The organism is Thermodesulfobacteriota bacterium, from assembly GCA_040753795.1.
Taxonomy (GTDB): Bacteria; Desulfobacterota; Desulfobacteria; order Desulfobacterales; family Desulfosudaceae; genus JBFMDX01.
The window spans coordinates 1-20,615 of the sequence record JBFMDX010000011.1 but is presented as its reverse complement, the minus strand read 5'-3'; the positions used below and the strand labels follow the sequence as shown (position 1 = coordinate 20,615).

The following is a 20,615-nucleotide window of genomic DNA, read 5'->3' as shown; positions in this document are numbered from 1 at the left end:
CATTATTCGTGGCGCAGGGCGTCGATAGGATTCAACCGGGCCGCCCGGCGGGCCGGAAAATAACCGAAGATGACGCCGATGGCCCCGGAAAACAGAAAAGACAGCAGGTTGATGCCGGGGTTGAAGAGATAGGGAACCTTCATCAGGTCGGCCAGTAAAATGGAGACCACCGTGGCCAGAACGATGCCGATCAGGCCGCCCAGGCAGGACAGGGCCACGGCTTCCACCAGAAACTGCAGCAGCACTTCCCGCTCCAGGGCGCCGATGGCCAGCCGGATGCCGATCTCCCGGGTCCGCTCGGTGACCGACACCAGCATGATGTTCATGATGCCGATGCCGCCCACCAGCAGACTCACCGCGGCCACGGCCCCCAGCAGCATGGTCATGATGCGGGTGGTGCTGGTCAGGGCCTCGGCGATCTGGCGGGTGTCCATGACGCGGAAATCGTCTTCCTCGTTGATGCCGATCTTGCGCCGCTCCCGCAGCAGCAGGGTGAGTTGATCCTTGACCGCGTCGATGGCGGACGGGTCGCGTACGGAAATGATCAGCCGGTTGATGTCCTGGTTGCCGGACAGGCGCCGCTGCACGGTCCGCAGCGGCAGGACGACGATATCGTCCTGGTCGTGTCCCATGGCCGACTGTCCCTTGGGCCGGAGCAGGCCGACCACCTGGCAGGAGAACTGCTTGATGCGGATTTCGCTGCCGACCGGGTTCTGCCGGCCGAACAGTTTGTCCCGGACCGTTTCCCCGATAACGCACACCGCCTTTCCGGACCGTTCTTCGGTTTCGGAAAAATCGCGGCCGGCGGCCAGCTCCCAGTTGCCGGCCGGTAAATAATCATTGGTGGTGCCGTACACCACGGTCGCCCAGTTGCCGGCCTGAACCACGGCGGTAACCCCTTTGCTGACCATGGGCGCGATCCGTTCGACGCCGGATATCTGGTCCCGGACGGCCTCTATGTCCGCGCTTTTGAAGCTGGGGGCGCCTTCGGAACCGGGGCCGAACCGCTGGCCCGGAATGGCGATCAGCAGATTGCTGCCCATGCTGGCGATCTGGTCGGTCACGGACCGGGTGGCGCCGTTGCCCAGGGTAACCATGGTGATGACGGCAGCCACGCCGATGACGATGCCCAGGACCGTGAGAAAGGACCGCAGCAGGTTGCGCCGGATGGCACGGATGGAGAGCAGCAGGGTATTGGCGATCATCAGGCGGCCTCTCCGTTTTCCCGGTCGCTTTCCACCCGGCCGTCGACGAATCGGATCACGCGCCGGGCATGAGCGGCGATGTCGGGTTCGTGGGTCACCATGATGACGGTGACGCCCAGTTCCCGGTTGAGATTCACAATCAGCTCCATGATCTCCCGGCTGGTGGCGGTGTCGAGATTACCGGTGGGTTCGTCGGCCAGGAGCAGGGCCGGCCGGGTGACGATGGCCCGGGCAATGGCCACCCGCTGCTGCTGCCCGCCGGACAGCTCGGCCGGGGTGTGGTGCTCCCAGCCCGTCAGCCCCACCTGGGCCAGGGTGGTACGCGCCGCGGCGTGGCGGGCGGCGGCGGCTTCGCCGCGGTAGATCAGAGGCAGTTCTACGTTTTCCAGGGCGGTGGTGCGCGCCAGCAGGTTGAACCCCTGGAAAACAAAGCCGATGTAATATCGCCGGACCAGGGCAAGCTGCCGGCGGGACAATCGCTCCACGTGCACGCCCTGAAATTCATAGCTGCCGCTGGTGGGCGTGTCCAGGCAGCCGATGATGTTCATGGCGGTGGATTTGCCGGAGCCGCTGTGGCCCATGATGGCCACAAAATCGCCGGTCGCCACGGTCAGGTCGATGCCGTTGAGTGCCCGCAGGGCGGCCTGCCCGCTGCCGTAGGTTTTGGTGATGCCGGCCAGCCGGATGAGGGCGGTCTCGCTCATGGGGCCTCGCCGCTGGTTTCGGTGATAACCTGCTGACCGGCCTTGATGTCGCCGCCGGTGATTTCGGTAAAGCGGCCGTTGCTGGCGCCGGCCTGGACGGAAACCGCTTCAGGCCGGCCGTCCCGCAGCACCCAGACGCGGGCCTGGCCCTTATCGGTCGTCACCACCTTGCGTGCCTGCCGCGGCCGTTGCGGGATCAGCATTCTGGCTAACCCTCCGCCTCCGTCCTTTTCCGTAGCGTCAATCTCCGGCGGGGAGAAACGGAGGGCCGCGTTGGGCGCCAGCAGGGCGTTCTCGCGGGTCAGGGTGGTGATCTCGGCGGTACCGGTCATGCCGGGCCGGAGGCTCAGGTCATCATTGTCGACCCGCAGGACGGCGGGATAGGAGATAACGCCGTTCTCTTCCTGAGAACCGTAGCCGACCCGGGTGATGACGGCGGTGTACTGGCGGCCCGGCCAGGCATCCACGCTGAACGTGGCCTGCTGTCCTTCCCTGACCTGACCCACGTCGGCTTCGTCGATGTCCACCTGGAGTTCCATCCGGGTCAGGTCTTCGGCCAGGGTGAACAGCACCGGCGCCTGGAAGGAGGCGGCCACCGTCTGTCCCGGCTCCACTTCACGGCTCAGGACCACGCCGTTGATGGGTGAACGGATGCTGGCCTTGGCCAGGTCTGTTTCTCCGGACTGGAGGGTAGCCCCGGCCTGGGCCACCGCGGCCAGGGCGGCAGCCTCGTCCGCTTCGGCGCGCTTTACATCAGCTTCGGCCATGTCCATTTCCTCGGCCGAGGGCACTTTTCCCCCGGAGATCCGCGACACCTCCCGGAGACGGGCCAGGCCGGCCTGTTTTTCGGCCACCGTGGCCCGGGCCTGCAGGACGCCCGCTTCGGCGGAAGCCAGCGCGGCCCGCGATCTGGCCACCGCGTCCCGCAGCTTGGACAGGTCCAGCCGGGCCAGTTCCTGTCCTTTTTCCACCCGGTCATTGTCGTCGACAAAGACCTGCTCGATGATGCCGGACAGTTCGCTGCCCACCTTAACCTGGTTGGTCGGCTGCAGGTTGCCGGTGGCCGATACCTTGACCACCAGGGTACCGGTCTCGACCGCTTCGGTTTTGTAGCGGTCGGCGGTGGCGTTGTCGTCGGAGAGCAGGAAAAAAAGCAGGACCGCGCCGACGATCAGCGTCAGGGCGCCGGCCAGCCACAGGCCGCGTCGTCCGAAGCGTTTCCCGGCGCGGGTGTCAAGCAGTTGTTCCAGGCTGGCGGGTTGACGGGTTCCGGGTGCGGGAATATCGTTCATGGGGTCTCCTTGCCGGTGGATTGAAGGTCGGGCGCCGGCCAGCCGCCGCCCAGGGCCTTGTACAGGCGGATGAGGGCGAGAAGGCCGTCGGCCCTGGCGATGGCGAGGCTTTCCTCCACGGCCAAAGCGGTGCGTTCGGTGTCAAGTACCGACTGGAAATCGGTCAGTCCGGCGCTGTACCGCTGCCGCGTCATCCCGGCCGCGCTGCGGGCTGCCTGGTCGGCGGCGGTCAACGCCCGGACCCGGTCACGGTTGCCGGCCAGGGCCACCAGGGCGTTTTCCACCTCCTGGAGGGCGTTGCGCACGGCCTGTTCATATTTTATCTGCGCCTGTTCGCGGACGGCATCCTGCGCCTCTACCTGGCTGCGGAGCCGTCCGGCGTCAAAAATCGGCACGGTGATGCCGGCCAGCAGCGAGGAGGCGTCGGCGCCGCTGTTACCCAGGGAGCTGAAGTGCAAAGCCTCCAGGCCGATGGAGCCGGAGAGGTGAAAGGAGGGGTAACGGGCCGCTTCGGCCAGGCCCGTCCGGGCGGTTTCGGCGGCCAGGGTGCGCTCGGCGGCGCGGACATCGGGACGCTGGCGCAGGGTGTCGGCCGGAATACCCACGGCCACGTCGGCGGGCGGTTCCGGCAGGGCGCCGGCCGCGGCCAGGCGCCGGCGCATCGTTCCCGGAAGATGGCCCAGCAGGATATCCAGGGCGTGTCCGGTTTCGGCCAGGCTGATCTCCAGGCTGGGGATCCGGGCCCGGATCTGTTCGCAGTTGCCGCGGGCCTGTTCCACGTCCAGCTCGCTGACCAGTCCGGCCCGGGCCCGCCACTCGGTCAGTTGCAGCGTTTCAGACTGGCTGGCCAGGTTGTCCCGGGCGATGGCGATGCGGTTTTGCAGGGAGCGGGTCTGGATATAGCCGATGGCCGTCTCGGCCGCCAGGGAAACCCGGGTATGATCCAGGCCGGCCGCGGCCGCGGCCAGATCGGCTTCGGCGGCTTCGATGCTCCGGCGGGTGCCGCCGAACACATCCAGTTCCCAGCCGGCGTCAAATCCGGCGGAATAGAACTCGCTGGTATCGCCGCTGCCGACCTCCTCGCTGGACCGTGATTGCCGGGCGGAGCCCGCGGCGGAAACCTCGGGAAACAGGTCGGCCGAGGCCGCGGTTCGCCGGGCGCGGGCCTCCCGCAGCCGGGCGCGGGCGATGGCCAGGTCGGGGCTTGACCGCAGGACTTCCTCCACCAGTTCCGACAGCAGGGGATCGTTCAGCCGCTGCCACCATTGGCCAAGATCGCCGGTCGCGTCCGCCAGGGCCGCGGGCCGGTCTCCCGGATCGAGGCGGTCCCAGGCCGTCGGCGTTTCCGGGGCCGGCGCGGTATAGTCCGGTCCCACCGTGATACATGAGGCCAAGCAGAGGCAGGCCGCCGCTGTCAGCAGTTTGATCCAGAAAGGATGTGATCGTTGCCGGGTCATGGTCCTTTATCCACAAAATAATATATTTTAACAGATCTTCAGGATTTATATAAGGATAAGTCAAGGGGAAAGTCCCCGGCCTGCCCGGACGGAACACGGCAGTATTTTTGGGCTTGAAAAAGCGGGGGCAATGGTTGCGCCTACCGGGACAATCATATAGGATAACCGAAGATATCAATATTACGGACGGTGCCGCAACATGACATCATTTAACGGTATCCATCATCTGGCCCTGGTTACCCGTGACATGGACATGACCATCCGCTACTGGCGGGACCTGCTGGGGCTTCGTCTGGTGGCGGGCCTGGGCGACGGGCGCTACCGGCACTATTTTTTCGCCCTGTCGGAAACCGACATGGTGGCCTTTTTTGAATGGCCGGACGCGGAGCCGCTGCCCCCCAAGGACCACGGCGTACCGTCCCGGGAACCCCGGGCCTTCGATCATGTCTCTTTCGGGGTCGATAGCGAAGACGAGCTCTGGGCCCTGAAGGACCGGATCGAGGCGGCCGGTTTCTGGGTGTCTGAAGTCATTGACCACGGCTTTATCCATTCCATCTATACCTTTGACCCCAACCACATCCCCATCGAATTCAGCGCCCCCGTTCCCGGCGTGGATGTCCGCCGGCATCCGAAGATGAAGGACAAAGCCCCCTGCCGGGCGGCCCGGGAGGGCCCGGAACCGCAACCCGGCCAGTGGCCGCCGGTTATCCGGCCGACGGCCACGGCGGACCGTACCGTTTTCCCTGGCGAAGGCACGGTGCTCGCCGAAGAGCCCGGCGACCGACAGAAAAATGAACAATCGTTTTCAGGAGGAAAGAAATGAAAGTGATCGCGTTTAACGGCAGCCCGAGGAAAAATGGCAATACCGCCATGCTGATCAACCGTGTTTTTGAAGAACTGCAAAAAGAGGGCATTGAAACCGAACTGATTCAGCTCGGCGGCCGGAACATCAAAGGCTGTCTGGCCTGTTTAAAATGTTATGACGCGGCCGATAACACCTGCGCCAGAAAAGACGATATCCTGAACGACTGTTTTGCGAAGATGCTGGCGGCCGACGGGATCATCATCGGTTCGCCGACGTATTTTGCCAATGTCAGTTCCGAGACCAAGGCCCTCATCGACCGGGCCGGCATGCTGGCCATCGCCAACGGCTACGCCCTGAAACGCAAGGTCGGGGCAGCGGTGGTGGCCGTGCGCCGGGCCGGCGCCACCAATACCTTTGACGCCATCAATAAATTCTTCTTTATTAATCAGCTCATCGTCCCCGGTTCCGTGTACTGGAACCTGGGGGTGGGCATGGAAAAGGAGGAAGTCCGGGACGACGAGGAAGGCTTGAACACCATGAAGGTGCTGGGCGAGAACATGGCCTGGCTGCTGAAAAAGCTCCGCGCATGATGACGGCGCGGAACGCAAACCGGGTGGCGTATTGAACTTTAGTGGTCATCGTCCGGCTCGACCGGACGATCCAGAAGAATGAATAGGGTCAATTTTATTCTGGATCCCCTGATCAAGTCGGGGGATGACCTCGAAGCGGAGTCCTACATTCCGTCGATCCGCGCCCGCTGCGACCGCACCCGCTGGGACCATGCCTTATCCCCGCGCAGATACAGGGCCGCCAGGTCGTTGAATTGCGTTGCCCGGGCCGGGTCCTGCTTACCGATCCAGGCTTCGGCCAGATAATAACAGGCCGGCCCATCCTGGGGATTGACGCCCACGGCCTGTTCCAGAACGCGGATGGCCCCGTCGAAGTTTTTCTCTTTTACCAGCCGAGATCCTTCCAGCGTCAGACTTTCGGCGGCCCGGGCCCTGGCATCCGGTGTTGTGCCCGGGGCGGAGGGTTGTTCAACAGCGGGAGGCGCCGGCATCGGGCGGGCTGCGGGCACTGGAGCGGAGGCCGGCTTTGTTCTGACCGTCTCCGTTTTTTCAGCAGAAGGCTGGACACCGGCGCAGGAGGCCATGGCCAGCATCACCGCCAGACAGACCCCGCCACGGAAACATCGTCTCGTTTTACTGGAATAATTTTTTAAGGCCATTGAAAACCTTTTTAAAGGCGTCGGTGGCGCCGTGGAGATCGCATTTTTCCTTCGGCTGGTTTGTCTCCAGAAAATATTCATCATCAGTTTCCGGACAGCTCAACAGAACCGGAAGTTTGCCGCTCTGACGGCAGACGGTTTGTTTGACGATTCCCGGCGGCATGGCAAATTCCTTGCCGGAGACATAGCCGGGCATGGACTTGACCAGTTCGGCAAAGATGGGGATGGCCGCTTCCGCTCCCGTGGCCGAGACCGGCTCGCCGTTATCAAAGCCCACCCAGACCAGGGCCAGAAAATCCGGGGTGTACCCGATAAACCAGGCGTCCCGGTAATTGCTGGTGGTCCCGGTTTTCCCGGCCAGGGGGAAATCAAGTCCCGATTTTTTCAGGGAACGGGCCGTGCCGCCGCCGACCACCGATTCGAGCATGGAGGTGATCAGCCAGGCCCTGGCCGGGGACAGGACCGGCGAGATGGTCATGTGACGGCGCACCAGGACATGGCCGCTTTCATCGCTGATATCCCTGACCGACAGGGGAAAGGGCTGGACCCCGTCGGCGGCAAAGGCGCAGTAGGCCCGGGCCAGCTCCAGGGGGATGACGTCAATGGCGCCCAGGACGATGGAGGGGTAGGGGGGGAAATCCGTGGAAAAATTGAACGGGCGGAGGCGGTTGGCCACCGATTCCACTCCGCCGCGGACCACCAGATCCACGGCCGCCCGGTTGCAGGACAACCGCAGCATGTCCCGCACGGTCAGGGACTTCTCCGGAACGTTTTCGTAATTTTCCGGGGTCCAGGGCTTGCCGTTGACCGTGTAGGTGCGCTTTTCGTTGGACAACCGGTCGGAAGGCTTGAACATGTCCAGAAAACAGGCCGTGATGACGGGCTTGAAGCAGCTGCCCGGCTGGCGGCGGGCGCTGGTAACCCGGTTGAACTGGCTTTCCCCGTAGTCGCGGCCGCCGGCCATGGCCAGGATATTGCCCGTGCGGGGCTGCATCACCAGCACGGCGCCCTGGAGCTTTTTTTGCGGGTCCGTCCGCGTCAGGGAGGGGTTTTGTTTTTCCAGCCGGGTCAGTCCGTTGCCAAGCGCTTTTTCGGCGGCTTCCTGGACATCGACATCCAGGGTGGTGAAGATGGAGAAGCCGTGGGAAGACAGGGTGGCTTCAGGGTACAGGTCCTGAATCTGGCGGGAGACGTAATCCAGAAAGTAGGGGGCCCGCCGCATGTATTTGCGGAAGGCCACGGTATTGACCGGCTCCTTGACGGCCCGGTCATGTTCTTCCCGGGAGATGAACGCTTTCTCCAGCATGGCGGCCAGCACCTGGTCGCGCCGCTCCCGGCAATTGTCCGGATGGGTATAGGGCGAATAGAGGTTGGGCCCTTTGATGATGCCGGCCAGCATGGCCGATTCCGGCAGGCCCAGGTCTTTTACGTCCTTGCCGAAATAAAAGTCCGCCGCCTCGCCGGCGCCGTTGATGGAGACCGATCCCTGCTGGCCGAAATAGATTTCGTTCAGGTAGATCTCCAGGATTTTTTCCTTGCTGTATTTGGCTTCCAGGACCAGGGCGATGAAAAATTCTTTAAACTTCCGGCTCAAGGTCCGCTCGGGCGTCAGGAAATAGTTTTTGGCCAGCTGCTGGGTCAGGGTGGAACCGCCCTGGCGGACGGCGCCGGAACGGACATTGGCGAAGAGGGCCCGCAGCATGCCTATGGGGTCGATGCCGAAGTGACGAAAAAAACGGCTGTCTTCGGCCGCCATCACCGCTTTGACCAGGGTGTCGGGAATGTCTTCAAAAGAAATCACCCGGCGGACCTCCCGGTCTTGTCCCAGAAAGCGCATGATGACTTCCGGTTCCAGTTCCGCCACGGGAATAAGATGTTTGGCGCCGATGTGACGGATCTCCCGGATCGCGCCGTGCTGGATGGTGATGTCGGCGGGAAATCCCTCCCGCTTTTTGTCCGGCAGGGGTAAATCATGGAAAAAAATTTCAAGGCCCCGGTCTGTCAGGCGGTATTCCCCCTTTTTGGCCGGTTGCGCCTCCGTGGCCCGGTAGTTCAGCCGCTGCAGCTTTTTCTCCAGGGCAAACCGGTTGATTCGTTTACCGGGAAACAGCAGGGCGGCGTCGGAATAGACGGTGGAAGGGATATTCCATTTCCGGCCGGCAAAACGCGTTTCTATCCTGCCGGAAAGATACCAGCCGTAGGTCAGAGACAGGGCCAGGCAGACCAGCCCGAGAAGGAAGAGGCCGATCAGGCCCTTTCTCATCAGGGACCGACCGGCGGAAACGGTTTTTTTCTTCTTTGCTTTTTTCTTTTTCGGTTTGGCGGTCATGAGCGATTATTCCGGCGGTTAAGTAAAACAACACATTCTTTTTCGGTGTATACCATGAAAACCGGGGAGAAGGAAGGTGCTCCTTTCAACTCTGACCGGCTTCGTGATATATATTAATGAACGGAAAAAGCCGACGGCGGGCCGGGGCTTTTGGCTGGATCGACGATAATATGATCTAGAAAACAGCAGGTTATTTAAAAAGTAGAGGCGACATGCTTTCTTTCGTCAAGGCCCATGTTTTTGTGCGCACCCGACCCGGGCGGACGATTGCCCTGATCCTGTTTTTCATCCTGGTGCTGACCGGCCTTTATCACCATTACAAGCACATGCCCGCCAATCTGAACGCAAGCGGTCCGGCCTGTCCTGTCGATGCCGACCGGATCGAATTTCTTTACGACCTGACTTACCGCAACCCGGAAAATCTTCCGGTCCGGGAGCAGGAGATATTCGACACCATCCTGAAACGGATCGATACCGCCCGGAAATACATCCTGATCGACATGTTCCTGTTCAACCCCTGGCTCGGCCGGGCAGCCGGTTCGTACCGGCGGTTGTCGTCGGAACTGACCGACGCGCTGGTGGCGCAGAAGGCAAAATTCCCGGAACTGAATATCGATTTTATCACCGATCCGATCAACACCGTGTACGGTGGCAGCCGTTCAGTGGAACTGGAGCGGCTGCGCCGGGCCGGCGTTCATGTCATCGTCACCGACCTGAATCCTCTCAGGGACTCCAACCCGCTGTATTCCACCCTCTGGCGACTCGGCCCCGGATGGCTGGGCAACTCTTCCCGGCCGGGCTTCCTGAAACACCCCTTCGCGGAAACGGAAGCAAAGGTCGGCTTGCGGAGCTATCTGGCGCTCCTGAATTTCAAAGCCAACCACCGCAAGGTGTTCCTGGCGGACAGGGGGCCTGAGTATACCTGCCTTCTCCTGTCGGCCAATCCCCATGACGCCAGTTCGGCGCATTCCAACGTGGCGGTGGAGGTCGGCGGCGGCGACCTGTGGCAATCGGTCTACGTCAGCGAGGCCGGGGTGGCGGCGCTCTCCGGCGACAGGCTGCATGTCATCGAGGCGCCGGACGGTGGCGGCCGGGCGGGCCCCGGCGCGGTCAGCGTCCGGCTGGTTACCGAACGGGCCGTCAAGGATGAACTGCTGGATGTCATCGGCTCGACCGTTTCCGGTGACGCCATCCGCCTGGCCATGTTTTATCTGTCGGACAGGGATGTCATCGGGTCCCTGCTGGCGGCCGCGGCCAGGGGTGTATCCGTGAAAATCATTCTGGATCCGAACAAGGACGCCTTCGGCTATACCAAAAACGGCATACCGAACCGGCCGGTCGCAAGCGAACTGGTGACAGGATCTCAAGGCAAAATCCGTGTCCGCTGGTATGCCACCGGCGGCGAGCAATTCCACTCCAAGCTGACCCTGGTCGGAAAAGGCGGGAAAACCCATTTGATCCTTGGCTCGGCCAATTTAACCCGAAGGAATATCGCCAACTACAACCTTGAGGCCGACCTCTCTATTATTGCCGATGACGGATCCGGCCTCGCCCGTGAAGCCGTCGACTATTTTGACCGGCTCTGGAACAACCGGGATGGCAATACCTTTACCCTTGATTACACGGCCTATGCGGATGATTCCAAAACACGATATTTTGTTTATCGCCTGCAGGAAGCGTCCGGCCTGTCCAGTTTTTAAACCGATTCCATGATTCGTCCCGGTTCCACCCGGCGTTTCCAACGTCGTCTTTCCAGTTGACGGAAAACGCCGGGAACGGGTAAACTTGAGGGCATCTGTATTGTTTCCGCCAAGGGCGGATGCTGCCTTATCCGTCATTCCAAACCGCCAGGGGGTTCGCCATGAAAAAACTTTCGGACTTTCGCGCCATGAAACAGCAGGGCCGCAAAATCACCATGCTGACGGCCTACGATTATCCCACCGCCGTTTTTCAGGACCGGGCCGGGGTGGACATCATCCTGGTCGGCGACAGCGTCGGCCGGAACATGCTGGGCTATGCCAGTGAACTGGAAGTGACCATGGCGGACATGCTGCATCATGTCCGGGCCGTGGCCCGGGGCGTTAAAAACGGCCACGTCATGGCCGACATGCCCTTCCGGTCGTTCGACACCGCGGATCTCGCCCTGGACAATGCCCGGCAATTTCTCGCGGCGGGGGCCCACAGCGTCAAGATCGAAGGCGAGCTGGAAATGGCGGACCGGATCAAGCATGTGGTCGACGCCGGTATCGAGGTGTGCGCCCATATCGGCTATACGCCCCAGACCCGGGGCAAGGCCGCCGTCCAGGGCCGTGATTTCGAGCGGGCCCGGGAGTTGATCGAGGCGGCCCGTGGCCTGGAGCGGGCCGGCGCGGCCATGGTGGTGTTCGAGCTGATCCCGGAGCTGCTGGCCAGAGAGATTACCGCCCTGACGGCCATGGCCACCATCGGTATCGGCGCCGGCCGTTTTTGCGACGGCCAGGTCCAGGTCTACTGCGACATCCTCGGGCTGTCCGCCCGCATCTTCAAACACGCCAAGGCCTATGACGCCCTGGGCCAACGCTACGAGGAAATTTTCGCGGCCTATGTGGACGATGTCGTCGCCGGCCGCTTCCCCACGGCCGAGAACTCGGCCGAGCTCCCCGAGGACGTGGCTGAAAAGGTGCGGGCGTGGGTGAATACGGGACAAGGCCCCAAATGAACAGAAGAAAACTACTGGAAAAAATTATCGGTGGGTCGAAAAATATCAGATTTTCTGATATGATAAATCTTGCTGCGGGATTTGGTTTTGAAATATCCAGGATTGAAGGCAGCCATCATATTTTAACCAGACCCGACATCCCCGAACTGGTTAATCTTCAGGAAGTCAAAGGTCAGGCAAAACCCTATCAGGTTCGACAGTTTCTGAAACTGGTTGAAAAACACAACCTCACGCTGGAGGAGACATAATGCGGGATTATCACATCAATATTTTTTATTCAGATGATGACGGTGGATATATCGCTGATATTCCTGATCTTGAGGCTTGCTCCGCATTCGGAGAGACACCTGACGCCGCATTGCGAGAAGTTCAACTTGCCAAAAGGGCATGGCTGGAGGCGGCAAAGGCAAACGGTAAGCCCATTCCGCAGCCCTCATATCGCCCGGTAATCTATCAGATTGCCTCTGCCTGATTAGCAAGAATTGAAAATCGTGATGTCCGGTGAGGTGTCAGGCCAGCGCATACACCTTAATCGGCTCGCTCCGTCCCTTGACCTGAACGGGGCCGAATTCACCGGTCGACCTGACCTCATCCCGGACCGCTGCCCACACGGTTTCCGACACCAGGATACGGGTGCCGTAGGTCTTGTTGAGGCTTTCGATCCGCGACGCCAGGTTGACCGCGTCGCCGATGACGGTGTACTCCTTCCGCAGTTCCGAGCCCACGTGGCCGGTGACGACTTCGCCGGCATGGATCCCGATGCCGGTGCGGGTCGGCGGGATCCGGTCGGCGGCGGTTTCCCGGTCGACCCAGGCCGTGATCTCCAGGGCCGCCCGGACCGCGTTCCGGTGAATGTCGCCGGTTGAAACCGGGGCCCCGAAAATCGCCATGAACCCGTCACCCAGGAATTTGTTGATGATGCCGTGATGCCGGTTGATGATGGTGATCATTTCGTCAAACAGGGTGTTCAGGTACGCCACCACCGCTTCCGGGGTATTGGCGTGGGAAAAATTGGTAAATCCGCGGATATCAAGGAACAGGACGCAGACCTGACGCGTTTCGCTTTCCATCTCCATCTCCCCGGACAGAAGCCGTTCGACCAGTTCGGGAGAAACGTGCTGGCCGAAAATTTTTTCGATCCGGTTCTGCTCCTGGGCGGCCTCCATCACCCCGACTACCCGACGGCGAATCTGCGATCCCACGAATCCGGCGGTCATCCCGACGATCAGCAGGACCCCGCTTTTGGCCGTGTAAATATAAAGGGCGCTCATGGCGGAAAAACAGCCGGTGACCGGCTGCCCCGCCAGAATGTCCAGGGCGACCCAGCCATAGCCGACGCTGGCCACCAGTCCCATGACCAGGGAAATCATAAAGTTCAGCCGCAGGGCCGAAAGGGCGATAAAGATGAAATAGACAAACGGCAGGGGCGTGAGCAGGGCGTCGGCGCCCAGGTGCCGGGAGGCGATATGCAGGCAACCGGTGGGGATGGCGGCTTCGACAATGGCGTTCATGTAAAGCGCGCCGGTGGGCGGCTGGCGGTTGTTTTTTTTCAGCAGGGCGAACAGGCGACTGACGAAAAATTCATACAGCGCCACCAGGGCCCAGAAGCCGGCCACCCACTTGTGAAGGGGAAGACCGTGAAGGGCGCCCTGGAGCGGGAACTGGATTTTAAAGAAATCGGGGGAAAAATAAACGCCGACGGCGGTCAGGGAAAACAGCCCGGACAGAATCGTCAGCCGGAGTTTTTCGCTGATCAGCAGTTCCGAGAGAAACGCTTCCTCAAAGGAATCCTGAGGCGCCTTCAGCCGGGCGGCGATGAAACGGTCGATGAACACGTTGACCTCGAAGCATAAGATTTTGTTTTTATTGAAATTGTTTATACAGATACCGGCCTTGTCTGTCAATATTTTTCCGGCTGTGATATGGTCGCCGCAAAATGAGGCCCCTGATGATCATTTTGAAAATATTTCAGAGACAACGGATCGAGGAGGAAATCATGGAATGCCATCAATCAAAGAACTTGAAACATTGCAACTGCTCATACGACCCCTGCCCGCGCAAGGGCGCCTGCTGTGAGTGCCTTCAATATCATCTGAAGATGCGGCAACTGCCGGGGTGCTGCTTCCCGGATGAGGCGGAAAGAACCTATGACCGTTCGTTTGAACATTTTGCCCGGCTGGTGGGCGCGGGAAAGGCGTAACCCGTTTTATCATTTTCTCCCCCTTGACATCCCGGCGGACAATGATTAACTATTTTCCACGTCCGGGGGGGCGCCTGCCCCCGGCAGGCAGAATCGGATCAACCCATCGCGAAACATCCGGCCGTTTTGTCGCGGGTTCGGAAAAGGAGCGGAAGATGATACAGGTCGAAAACCTGACGCGCTATTATGATGATGTCTGCGCGGTCAACCACATTAATCTGAACATTCAACAGGGAGAGATCCTCGGCCTGCTGGGGCCCAACGGCGCCGGCAAGACCACCACCTTGCGGATGCTGACCGGTTTTCTGAGGCCTACTTCGGGTTCGATCCGCGTCAGGGACCTTTCCGTGGACACCGACATGCTGGCGATCAAGCGGCTGATGGGCTACCTGCCGGAATCGGCCCCCCTGTACCCGGACATGCTGGTGTACGACTACCTGGACTATGTCGCCGGGCTGCGGGGCGTTGATCGCAGCAAACGGCTTGACCGGATCCGCGCCATGGCCGACATGTGCGCCCTGGGCGAGGTCATGCATCAGCCGGTGGCGGAACTGTCCAAGGGTTACAAACAGCGGGTGGGCCTGGCTCACGCCCTGATCAACGACCCGGAAGTGCTGGTACTCGATGAGCCGACCTCCGGCCTGGATCCCAACCAGATCGTGGAAATCCGGGACATCATCCGGCGGATCGGCCAGGCGAAAACCATCATTTTTTCCACCCATATCCTGAGCGAGGCCGAGGCCACCTGCGATCGCATCGTTATCATCGACAAGGGAAAGATCGTGGCCGACGAGCCTACCGCCGCCCTGAAGCAGAAAGCGTCCCAGGACTATTATATCCACCTGACGCTGACCGGCGCCGTCATGGAAGCGGTTCGGCCGGCACTGGCAGAGGTCCGCGAAGTGAGCGATATCCGGGAGGCGCCGCCCGCCGAGACCGGTCAGGCCGCCGGTGAACTCCGGCTGCAGCTCCGGTGCCGGGCCGGCTCCGATCCGCGACGGGAAATTTATGCCCGCATCCGCCGTCAGGACTGGGATCTGCTGGAGTTTTACAGCGAAACGCCCAGTCTTGAAAACATCTTCAGAAAACTGACCCGGGAGAGTTGACATGACCCAGATCCGGAACATGTTCGTCAAAGAGTTCAAGACGTATTTTGTCTCGCCCATCGCCTATATCGTCATCGCTATTTTTCTGATGATCACGGGCTGGTTTTTTTTTTCCACCTATTTTCTCCGCGGGCAGGCGTCCCTGACCTATTTTTTTGAAATGCTGCCGTACATGTTTTCCTTTATCGCGCCCGCCGTCACCATGAAACTTTTTTCCGAGGAATACAACACCGGCTCTTACGAGATGCTGCTGACCCTGCCGGTGACCCTGACGCAGATCCTGATCGCCAAGCTCGCCGCCGCCGCCGCTTTCATTACGGTGATGCTGATGCCGACCATTGTTTACGCCCTGTCCGTTTCCTTAACCGGTGATCTGGAGTGGGCGCCGGTGATCGGCGGCTATATCGGCGCCGTGCTGCTGGGCACGGCCTTTTCTTCCATCGGCCTGTTCGTCTCCTCCCTGACCCGGAACCAGATCATCGCTTTCATCCTGGCGGCAGCCGTCTGCTTCGGGTTGACCATGCTGGATTTCGCGCTGTTCTTTCTGCCCGGCCCGGCACTGGACGTGGTCCAGTTCCTGTCCGTTCGATCCCATTTTGACAGCATCGCCAAAGGCGTTCTGGACAGCCGGGATCTGCTCTATTTCTCCAGTATCGTTTTTATCAGCCTGTACGCGGCCTATCTGGCCCTGTGTGAAAAACAGTAAGGAGCGTGTCCATGAAGACAACCCAGTCGAAAATACAACCGTACGTCAAATTCGCGCTTTACTGCCTGGCGGTGGTGCTGGTCAATATTGTCGGCGTCACTCTCTTCTTTCGCCTGGACCTGACGGCCGACAACAAGTACTCCCTGTCGACGGCTTCCAGGGAGACCCTGGCGCGGATATCCGAGCCGCTGACCATCAAGATTTTTTTTACCCGGGACCTGCCGGCGCCCCACAACATCACCGAGCAGTACCTCCATGACCTGATGGAGGAGTATGCCGCCGGCGCCGGCAAAAACTTCAATTACCAGTTTTACAATGTCACCTCCCGGGACGGCCAGGAAGATTCCCTGGTGTCGGCCGACCAGAAACTGGCCGAGGATTACGGTGTTTTTCCCGTTCAGGTCCAGAACATAGAAGCCGATGAAGTCAAAGTGAAAAAAGCCTACATGGGGCTGGTGATCATTTACGGGGATATGGTGGAGAAGGTCACCCCCATAAGAAGCACCGACGGCCTGGAGTACCAGATCACCACCGCTATCCGCAAGCTGGCCGACAAGGTCAGCGCCTTCGCCGGACTGCCGGGCAAGATCAATATTTCCCTGGTGCTGTCGTCTTCCCTGTATCCGGTCGCGCCCTACATGGGGCTCAAGGACCTGGCCGGGCTGCCGGACAGCGTCGGCAAGGTCGTGGCCGGCATGAACGACCGGCTGGCCGGTAAACTGGATTATGAAGTGGTCGATCCGGTCAAGGCGACCGGCCGCGAGGAGGAAATCAAAAACCTGGATCTGATCCGGCTGGAGTGGCCGGAAATCGCCGAGCCGGACATGGCCCCCATCGCCGCCGGCCAGGGCGTCATCGGCCTGGTTATGCGCTACCAGGGCCGCACCGCCACACTGCCCCTGCTGAACGTGATGAACCTGCCTTTTTTCGGCACGCGTTATTCTCTTCCCGACGAAAAAGACATGTCGGCGCAGATCGATCAGTCCCTGGAATCCCTGGTCGGCATCAATGACGATCTCGGTTACCTGGCCGGCCACGGCGCGCCCAACGCCAACACGCCCAACATGTTCGGCCAGCAGCCGGTCGCCGATGACAGCCTCATCAACCTGCGCCAGCTCACGGGCCGCAGCTATTCCTGGCTCAACATCGATCCCGCCGGTGACGACCTGGGACGGGAGTCCGTCGAATGTCTTATCATCGCCAGCCCCACCGAGCCGTTTACCGATTATGAACTGTTCCAGATCGACCAGTACCTGATGCGCGGCAGGAACCTGGCGATTTTTCTCAACCAGTTCCAGGAGGTCTATCCCGAAGGTCAGCCGGCGGCCTATGCCCAGCCCCGGTCCGTTCCCGTCTCCACCGGCCTGGAAAACCTTCTGGCCCATTACGGTGTTAAAATCAGGCCGACGACAATCCTGGACGAAGAATGCTTCAAGCGTCCGGCGGATCCCCGGACAGGAGATGGGGAGGAATCTTTATATATCGCCCCGCTGATTAAAAATGAAACCATCAACAATCAGCCCGCCTTCATGAAGAACATCAAGGGACTGGTGGCGGTCAGTGTTTCGCCGCTGGAACTGCAGACCGAGACGCTGAAAGCCAACGGTATCACCGCCACCACGCTTTTCTCCTCCAGCAAGCGGTCCTGGGAGCACCAGGGCCCGGTTTCCCTGAACGCCATGTTCATGCCGCCGCCCTCACCGGACGCGGAGCGGAAAAGCTTCCCCCTGGCCTGCCTGCTGGAAGGGGAGTTCCCCAGCTATTTTGCCGGCAAGCCGGTACCGGTAAAGGAAGACCCGGCCATCACGGAGGAAAACCTGGACGCGGAAACAAACAAGGCCGGCGGCGAAAAGGCCCGGCCGGTGGCGGCCAGCGGCCAGGTCATCGCCAAGGGAAAGCGCGCCAGAATATTTGTCATGGGTTCATCCCAGATGCTGTATGATCACATGCTGGATGTGGAAGGCCGGACGCCCAACGCCGTATTTATCATGAACCTGCTGGACACGCTTAACCACCGTGATAAGATCGCCCAGTTGAGAAGCAAACGGCAGGCCTATAACCCCATCAATGAAACCGCCGCCCCGGTCCGTTCCCTGATCAAATGGGGCAACATTGCCGGACTGCCGGTGCTGGTGATCGTCCTGGGATGTCTGGTATGGGCCAGGCGGTTGTCCAGAAAACGGCAAATTCGCATGCTTTTTTCAAAATAGCGGTATGACCAGCCGGCCGGAAAAGAAGGAGAGATCATGCTGAAAAAAGAGTACCTGATTCTTTTGGCGGTAATTATCGGCGCCTGCCTGTATCTCTATCTTAAAGACAGGGACCGCGTCAACTACCAGTTGCCGGATGTCAAACCGGTGGAACAGGCGGCCATCACCGCCATCGACATCCGCCGGCCCGGGCGGGAAGTGGTGACCCTGGAAAAAGTCGACGGCCGCTGGTGCCTTGCCGCCGGCGGGTATCCGGCGGATGAGGCCCAGGTCAAGGGCATGCTGGAGGCGCTTTCCGGTCTGGCCCTGACCGCCCTGGTATCTGAATCAAAAGACTACGACCGCTATGATCTTTCCGAAGCCAAGGCCCTGCTGGTGACCGCCCGGTCCGGGGATAAAACCGCGGTCCGGGAACTGGCGGTGGGCAAGCGCGCATCTTCCTACAACCACACCTTCGTCCGGATCGGGCAGGACCCCAATGTCTATCATGCCGGCGGCAGCATTCACGACACGTTTGACAAGGACGCCCAGGCCCTGCGGGACAAGACGGTTCTGGCCTTTGACCGGCAGGAGATCCAGCGGATCGCCATCGACATGGCCGGCGAGAAGCTGGAACTGGAAAAACAGCCGGTAGCGGCGCCGGCTCCGGTCGCTGAGGAGGGGGAGGTAGCGCCGGCAGCAACACCGCCCGCGGAACAGAAGCCGGTCTGGAAGACTGCTGACGGCCAGTCGCCGCCGGACCCGGCCCGGATCGACAAGCTGCTCGGTGAGTTGTCCGCTCTTAAAGGCAGCGGGTATCTGCCGGAAGGGTCGGAAAATGACCTGAAGAACCCGGCCTATACGATTACCCTGGCCGGTAAAAAGACCTACACCCTTTCCCTGTTTGCCGGGGCGGATAAAGAGAAAAACGGTTATGCCGGGCTTTCCTCGGAAAACAAGTCGGTCTTCACCCTGTCCGACTTCCAGGCCGAGCTGATCATGAAAAAGCCGTCCGAATTGATGGCTGCTCCGGCTGCTCCGGCCGCACCCCCGGCAATACCCCCGGATGCTCTCCCGGGCGCACCCCCGGCAGTCGAGAAATAGCAAAGGAAGACGCCCATGACCAATCTCATCCTGCTGGCAAAGATGGTTGCCTGCCTGATGGTCAGTATCGCCCTGGGCAACTGGTTTCTGACCAAGGCCCGGGCCGCCAATGCCCGGGGAGACGCCTGGTACAAGGCCTACATCAGCCTCCCCGGGCTGATCGTGCTGGCGTCCCTGCTGGGCCTGCCGCTGCTGTTATGGCTGACCGGAAAGTAATGGCGCTGTCCTCCAAGGCGGTTTCTCCGGGCCATGATCAGGACGCTTTAAGATGCTCCCGGCAACCGATCCAGCGGACTTTGCAGATCATCAATATCTTTGCGCATGACATGGGTGTATATTTCAGTGGTTTTCACATCGGCATGGCCCAGAAGCTCCTGCAGCACCCGGATATTCACTCCGTTTTCCAGCATGTGAGTGGCGAAACTGTGCCGCAGGGTATGACTGGAGACCCGTTTGTCGATAGCGGCCCGGCGCGTCGCCATCTTGATGGCTTTTTGCAGGGTGGATTCCATGACATGGTGACGGCGTTTTTCTCCGGAACGGGGATCCAGTGACAGTTCTTTTGCCGGAAAGACATACTGCCAACCGGTTTCGGCAGGCGCGTTGGGATATTTTCTGTCCAGCGCTCCCGGCAGATATACCCGTCCGTAACCCGCTTCAAGGTCCTCCCGGTGTGTTTGTTTGACCCGTTCAATATGCCGTCGGAGTTCTTCCTGGATACCCGCCGGCAGCAGGGTGGTCCGGTCTTTGCCGCCCTTGCCGCCGCGGACGTAAATTTTCCGCTGACCGAAGTCAACATCATGGATGCGCAGGCGGATGCATTCCATCAGGCGCATGCCGGAGCCATACATCAGTCTGGCCATCAGCGCATTGGTGCCGGTCATCTGCTCAAGAACCCGAAGGACCTCCTGTTGTGTCAGGACCGTTGGCGGACGCCTGCTTCTTTTGGTCCTGGCAGGCGAAATTTTTTCCGTCAGCGGGATATCCAGCACCTCACGGTAAAGAAACACCAGGGCATTTAACGCCTGACGCTGGGTCGAGGCCGCGATATTGACATCGACGGCCAGATGCGATAAAAAACTTTCAATGTGTTTTTCGTTTAATTCCCGGGGGTGGGTTTTACCGCCATGGTAATAGATGTAGCGTTTGATCCAGTGACAGTAGGTGTGCTCAGTGCGATAGGCGTAGTGATGGTATCGCAGTACCTGGCGAACCTGATCCAGTATTTTCAGTTTGGGATTGGGACGGAATTTGGGTTTATCTTCCATGATGACCCTTTCAACGTTCCATGTTTGGTGCTTTAATATGTTAATTAATGGAAAATATCAAGGAAAATATATTGAAAAGGTCAAACATGGAAAACTGGCGCAAGATTTTCCATGTTTGGGGGTTTAATACCATAATTAATGGAAATTTTTCCATCTATATGCGTCAATAACATGGAAAATTTTCCATTTATTACACTGTTAAGTGCCTTCTTTTAAAAGAGAGAATATAAAAAGGGATTTTGTTGTTTGCGATTTTGATTGGCGTTAAGAAAATTCGCAACGATTGATTTTTAGTACGGTAAAGATAAGCTGTATATTCGAACT

At 60.0% G+C, this 20,615-nt stretch carries 20 protein-coding genes; 12 read left to right on the top strand and 8 right to left on the bottom strand.

The genetic code is table 11. The features are described 5' to 3' along the window. Positions 1 to 2: 2 nt before the first annotated feature. From AB1724_13170 to AB1724_13155, 4 genes are read right to left on the bottom strand one after another with little or no spacing between them, the layout of a single operon-like run. Positions 3 to 1,205 (bottom strand): ABC transporter permease, encoded by a 1,203-nt coding sequence (locus AB1724_13170; GenBank protein MEW6078760.1) that lies wholly within the window; start codon positions 1,203 to 1,205, stop codon positions 3 to 5. Further along, the gene (locus AB1724_13165) at positions 1,205 to 1,909 is read right to left on the bottom strand and encodes an ABC transporter ATP-binding protein (GenBank protein MEW6078759.1); all 705 of its coding nucleotides are present in this window, start codon (positions 1,907 to 1,909) and stop codon (positions 1,205 to 1,207) included. The genes AB1724_13170 and AB1724_13165 overlap by 1 nt, the downstream gene beginning before the upstream one ends. Further along, positions 1,906 to 3,201, bottom strand: a complete 1,296-nt coding sequence (locus AB1724_13160; protein ID MEW6078758.1) for an efflux RND transporter periplasmic adaptor subunit — start codon at positions 3,199 to 3,201, stop codon at positions 1,906 to 1,908. The genes AB1724_13165 and AB1724_13160 overlap by 4 nt, the downstream gene beginning before the upstream one ends. Continuing rightward, the gene (locus AB1724_13155) at positions 3,198 to 4,658 is read right to left on the bottom strand and encodes an efflux transporter outer membrane subunit (protein MEW6078757.1); all 1,461 of its coding nucleotides are present in this window, start codon (positions 4,656 to 4,658) and stop codon (positions 3,198 to 3,200) included. Before AB1724_13155 ends, AB1724_13160 begins: the two co-directional genes overlap by 4 nt. A 199-nt stretch (positions 4,659 to 4,857) precedes the next feature. Here AB1724_13155 and AB1724_13150 point away from each other — a divergent pair, with 199 nt between their 5' ends. Together AB1724_13150 and AB1724_13145 are read left to right on the top strand one after the other, a co-directional pair. Next, positions 4,858 to 5,481 (top strand): VOC family protein, encoded by a 624-nt coding sequence (locus tag AB1724_13150; GenBank protein MEW6078756.1) that lies wholly within the window; start codon positions 4,858 to 4,860, stop codon positions 5,479 to 5,481. Further along, a complete protein-coding gene (locus tag AB1724_13145; GenBank protein MEW6078755.1) occupies positions 5,478 to 6,053 on the top strand; it encodes a flavodoxin family protein in 576 nt (191 codons plus the stop codon). The genes AB1724_13150 and AB1724_13145 overlap by 4 nt, the downstream gene beginning before the upstream one ends. A gap of 143 nt (positions 6,054 to 6,196) precedes the next feature. Here AB1724_13145 and AB1724_13140 read toward each other — a convergent pair whose 3' ends face one another. Both AB1724_13140 and AB1724_13135 read right to left on the bottom strand, forming a co-directional pair. Continuing rightward, a complete protein-coding gene (locus tag AB1724_13140; GenBank protein MEW6078754.1) occupies positions 6,197 to 6,691 on the bottom strand; it encodes a tetratricopeptide repeat protein in 495 nt (164 codons plus the stop codon). Further along, complete coding sequence (locus AB1724_13135; GenBank protein MEW6078753.1) at positions 6,666 to 9,020, bottom strand: PBP1A family penicillin-binding protein; 2,355 nt, start codon at positions 9,018 to 9,020, stop codon at positions 6,666 to 6,668. The genes AB1724_13140 and AB1724_13135 overlap by 26 nt, the downstream gene beginning before the upstream one ends. 212 nt (positions 9,021 to 9,232) lie before the next feature. Here AB1724_13135 and AB1724_13130 point away from each other — a divergent pair, with 212 nt between their 5' ends. The 4 genes from AB1724_13130 (at position 9,233) to AB1724_13115 (ending at position 12,190) form a co-directional block, all read left to right on the top strand. Next, the gene (locus tag AB1724_13130; protein MEW6078752.1) at positions 9,233 to 10,720 is read left to right on the top strand and encodes a phospholipase D-like domain-containing protein; all 1,488 of its coding nucleotides are present in this window, start codon (positions 9,233 to 9,235) and stop codon (positions 10,718 to 10,720) included. Positions 10,721 to 10,881: 161 nt separating this feature from the next. Further along, positions 10,882 to 11,718, top strand: a complete 837-nt coding sequence (gene panB, locus AB1724_13125; GenBank protein MEW6078751.1) for a 3-methyl-2-oxobutanoate hydroxymethyltransferase — start codon at positions 10,882 to 10,884, stop codon at positions 11,716 to 11,718. Next, positions 11,715 to 11,966, top strand: coding sequence for a type II toxin-antitoxin system HicA family toxin (locus AB1724_13120; GenBank protein MEW6078750.1), 252 nt, complete (start codon positions 11,715 to 11,717; stop codon positions 11,964 to 11,966). The genes panB and AB1724_13120 overlap by 4 nt, the downstream gene beginning before the upstream one ends. Continuing rightward, positions 11,966 to 12,190 (top strand): type II toxin-antitoxin system HicB family antitoxin, encoded by a 225-nt coding sequence (locus tag AB1724_13115; GenBank protein MEW6078749.1) that lies wholly within the window; start codon positions 11,966 to 11,968, stop codon positions 12,188 to 12,190. Before AB1724_13120 ends, AB1724_13115 begins: the two co-directional genes overlap by 1 nt. Positions 12,191 to 12,227: 37 nt before the next feature. Here AB1724_13115 and AB1724_13110 read toward each other — a convergent pair whose 3' ends face one another. After that, positions 12,228 to 13,622: an adenylate/guanylate cyclase domain-containing protein gene (locus AB1724_13110; protein MEW6078748.1), complete on the bottom strand. Its 1,395-nt coding sequence runs from the start codon at positions 13,620 to 13,622 to the stop codon at positions 12,228 to 12,230. Between the two features lie 92 nt (positions 13,623 to 13,714). On the opposite strand from AB1724_13110, the gene AB1724_13105 reads away from it, so the two are divergent. The 6 genes from AB1724_13105 to AB1724_13080 all read left to right on the top strand — a co-directional run bounded on the left by AB1724_13105 (position 13,715) and on the right by AB1724_13080 (position 19,239). Next, positions 13,715 to 13,918, top strand: coding sequence for a DUF6485 family protein (locus tag AB1724_13105; protein MEW6078747.1), 204 nt, complete (start codon positions 13,715 to 13,717; stop codon positions 13,916 to 13,918). A gap of 155 nt (positions 13,919 to 14,073) precedes the next feature. Further along, a complete protein-coding gene (locus AB1724_13100; protein ID MEW6078746.1) occupies positions 14,074 to 15,024 on the top strand; it encodes an ATP-binding cassette domain-containing protein in 951 nt (316 codons plus the stop codon). Between the two features lies 1 nt (position 15,025). Then, positions 15,026 to 15,730, top strand: a complete 705-nt coding sequence (locus AB1724_13095) for an ABC transporter permease subunit (GenBank protein ID MEW6078745.1) — start codon at positions 15,026 to 15,028, stop codon at positions 15,728 to 15,730. A gap of 11 nt (positions 15,731 to 15,741) precedes the next feature. After that, positions 15,742 to 17,940 (top strand): Gldg family protein, encoded by a 2,199-nt coding sequence (locus tag AB1724_13090; GenBank protein MEW6078744.1) that lies wholly within the window; start codon positions 15,742 to 15,744, stop codon positions 17,938 to 17,940. Between the two features lie 36 nt (positions 17,941 to 17,976). Then, positions 17,977 to 19,023, top strand: coding sequence for a DUF4340 domain-containing protein (locus AB1724_13085; protein ID MEW6078743.1), 1,047 nt, complete (start codon positions 17,977 to 17,979; stop codon positions 19,021 to 19,023). Between the two features lie 15 nt (positions 19,024 to 19,038). Then, positions 19,039 to 19,239, top strand: a complete 201-nt coding sequence (locus AB1724_13080; GenBank protein ID MEW6078742.1) for a hypothetical protein — start codon at positions 19,039 to 19,041, stop codon at positions 19,237 to 19,239. Between the two features lie 47 nt (positions 19,240 to 19,286). Here AB1724_13080 and AB1724_13075 read toward each other — a convergent pair whose 3' ends face one another. Then, positions 19,287 to 20,291, bottom strand: coding sequence for an integron integrase (locus AB1724_13075; GenBank protein ID MEW6078741.1), 1,005 nt, complete (start codon positions 20,289 to 20,291; stop codon positions 19,287 to 19,289). Positions 20,292 to 20,615: the final 324 nt, after the last annotated feature.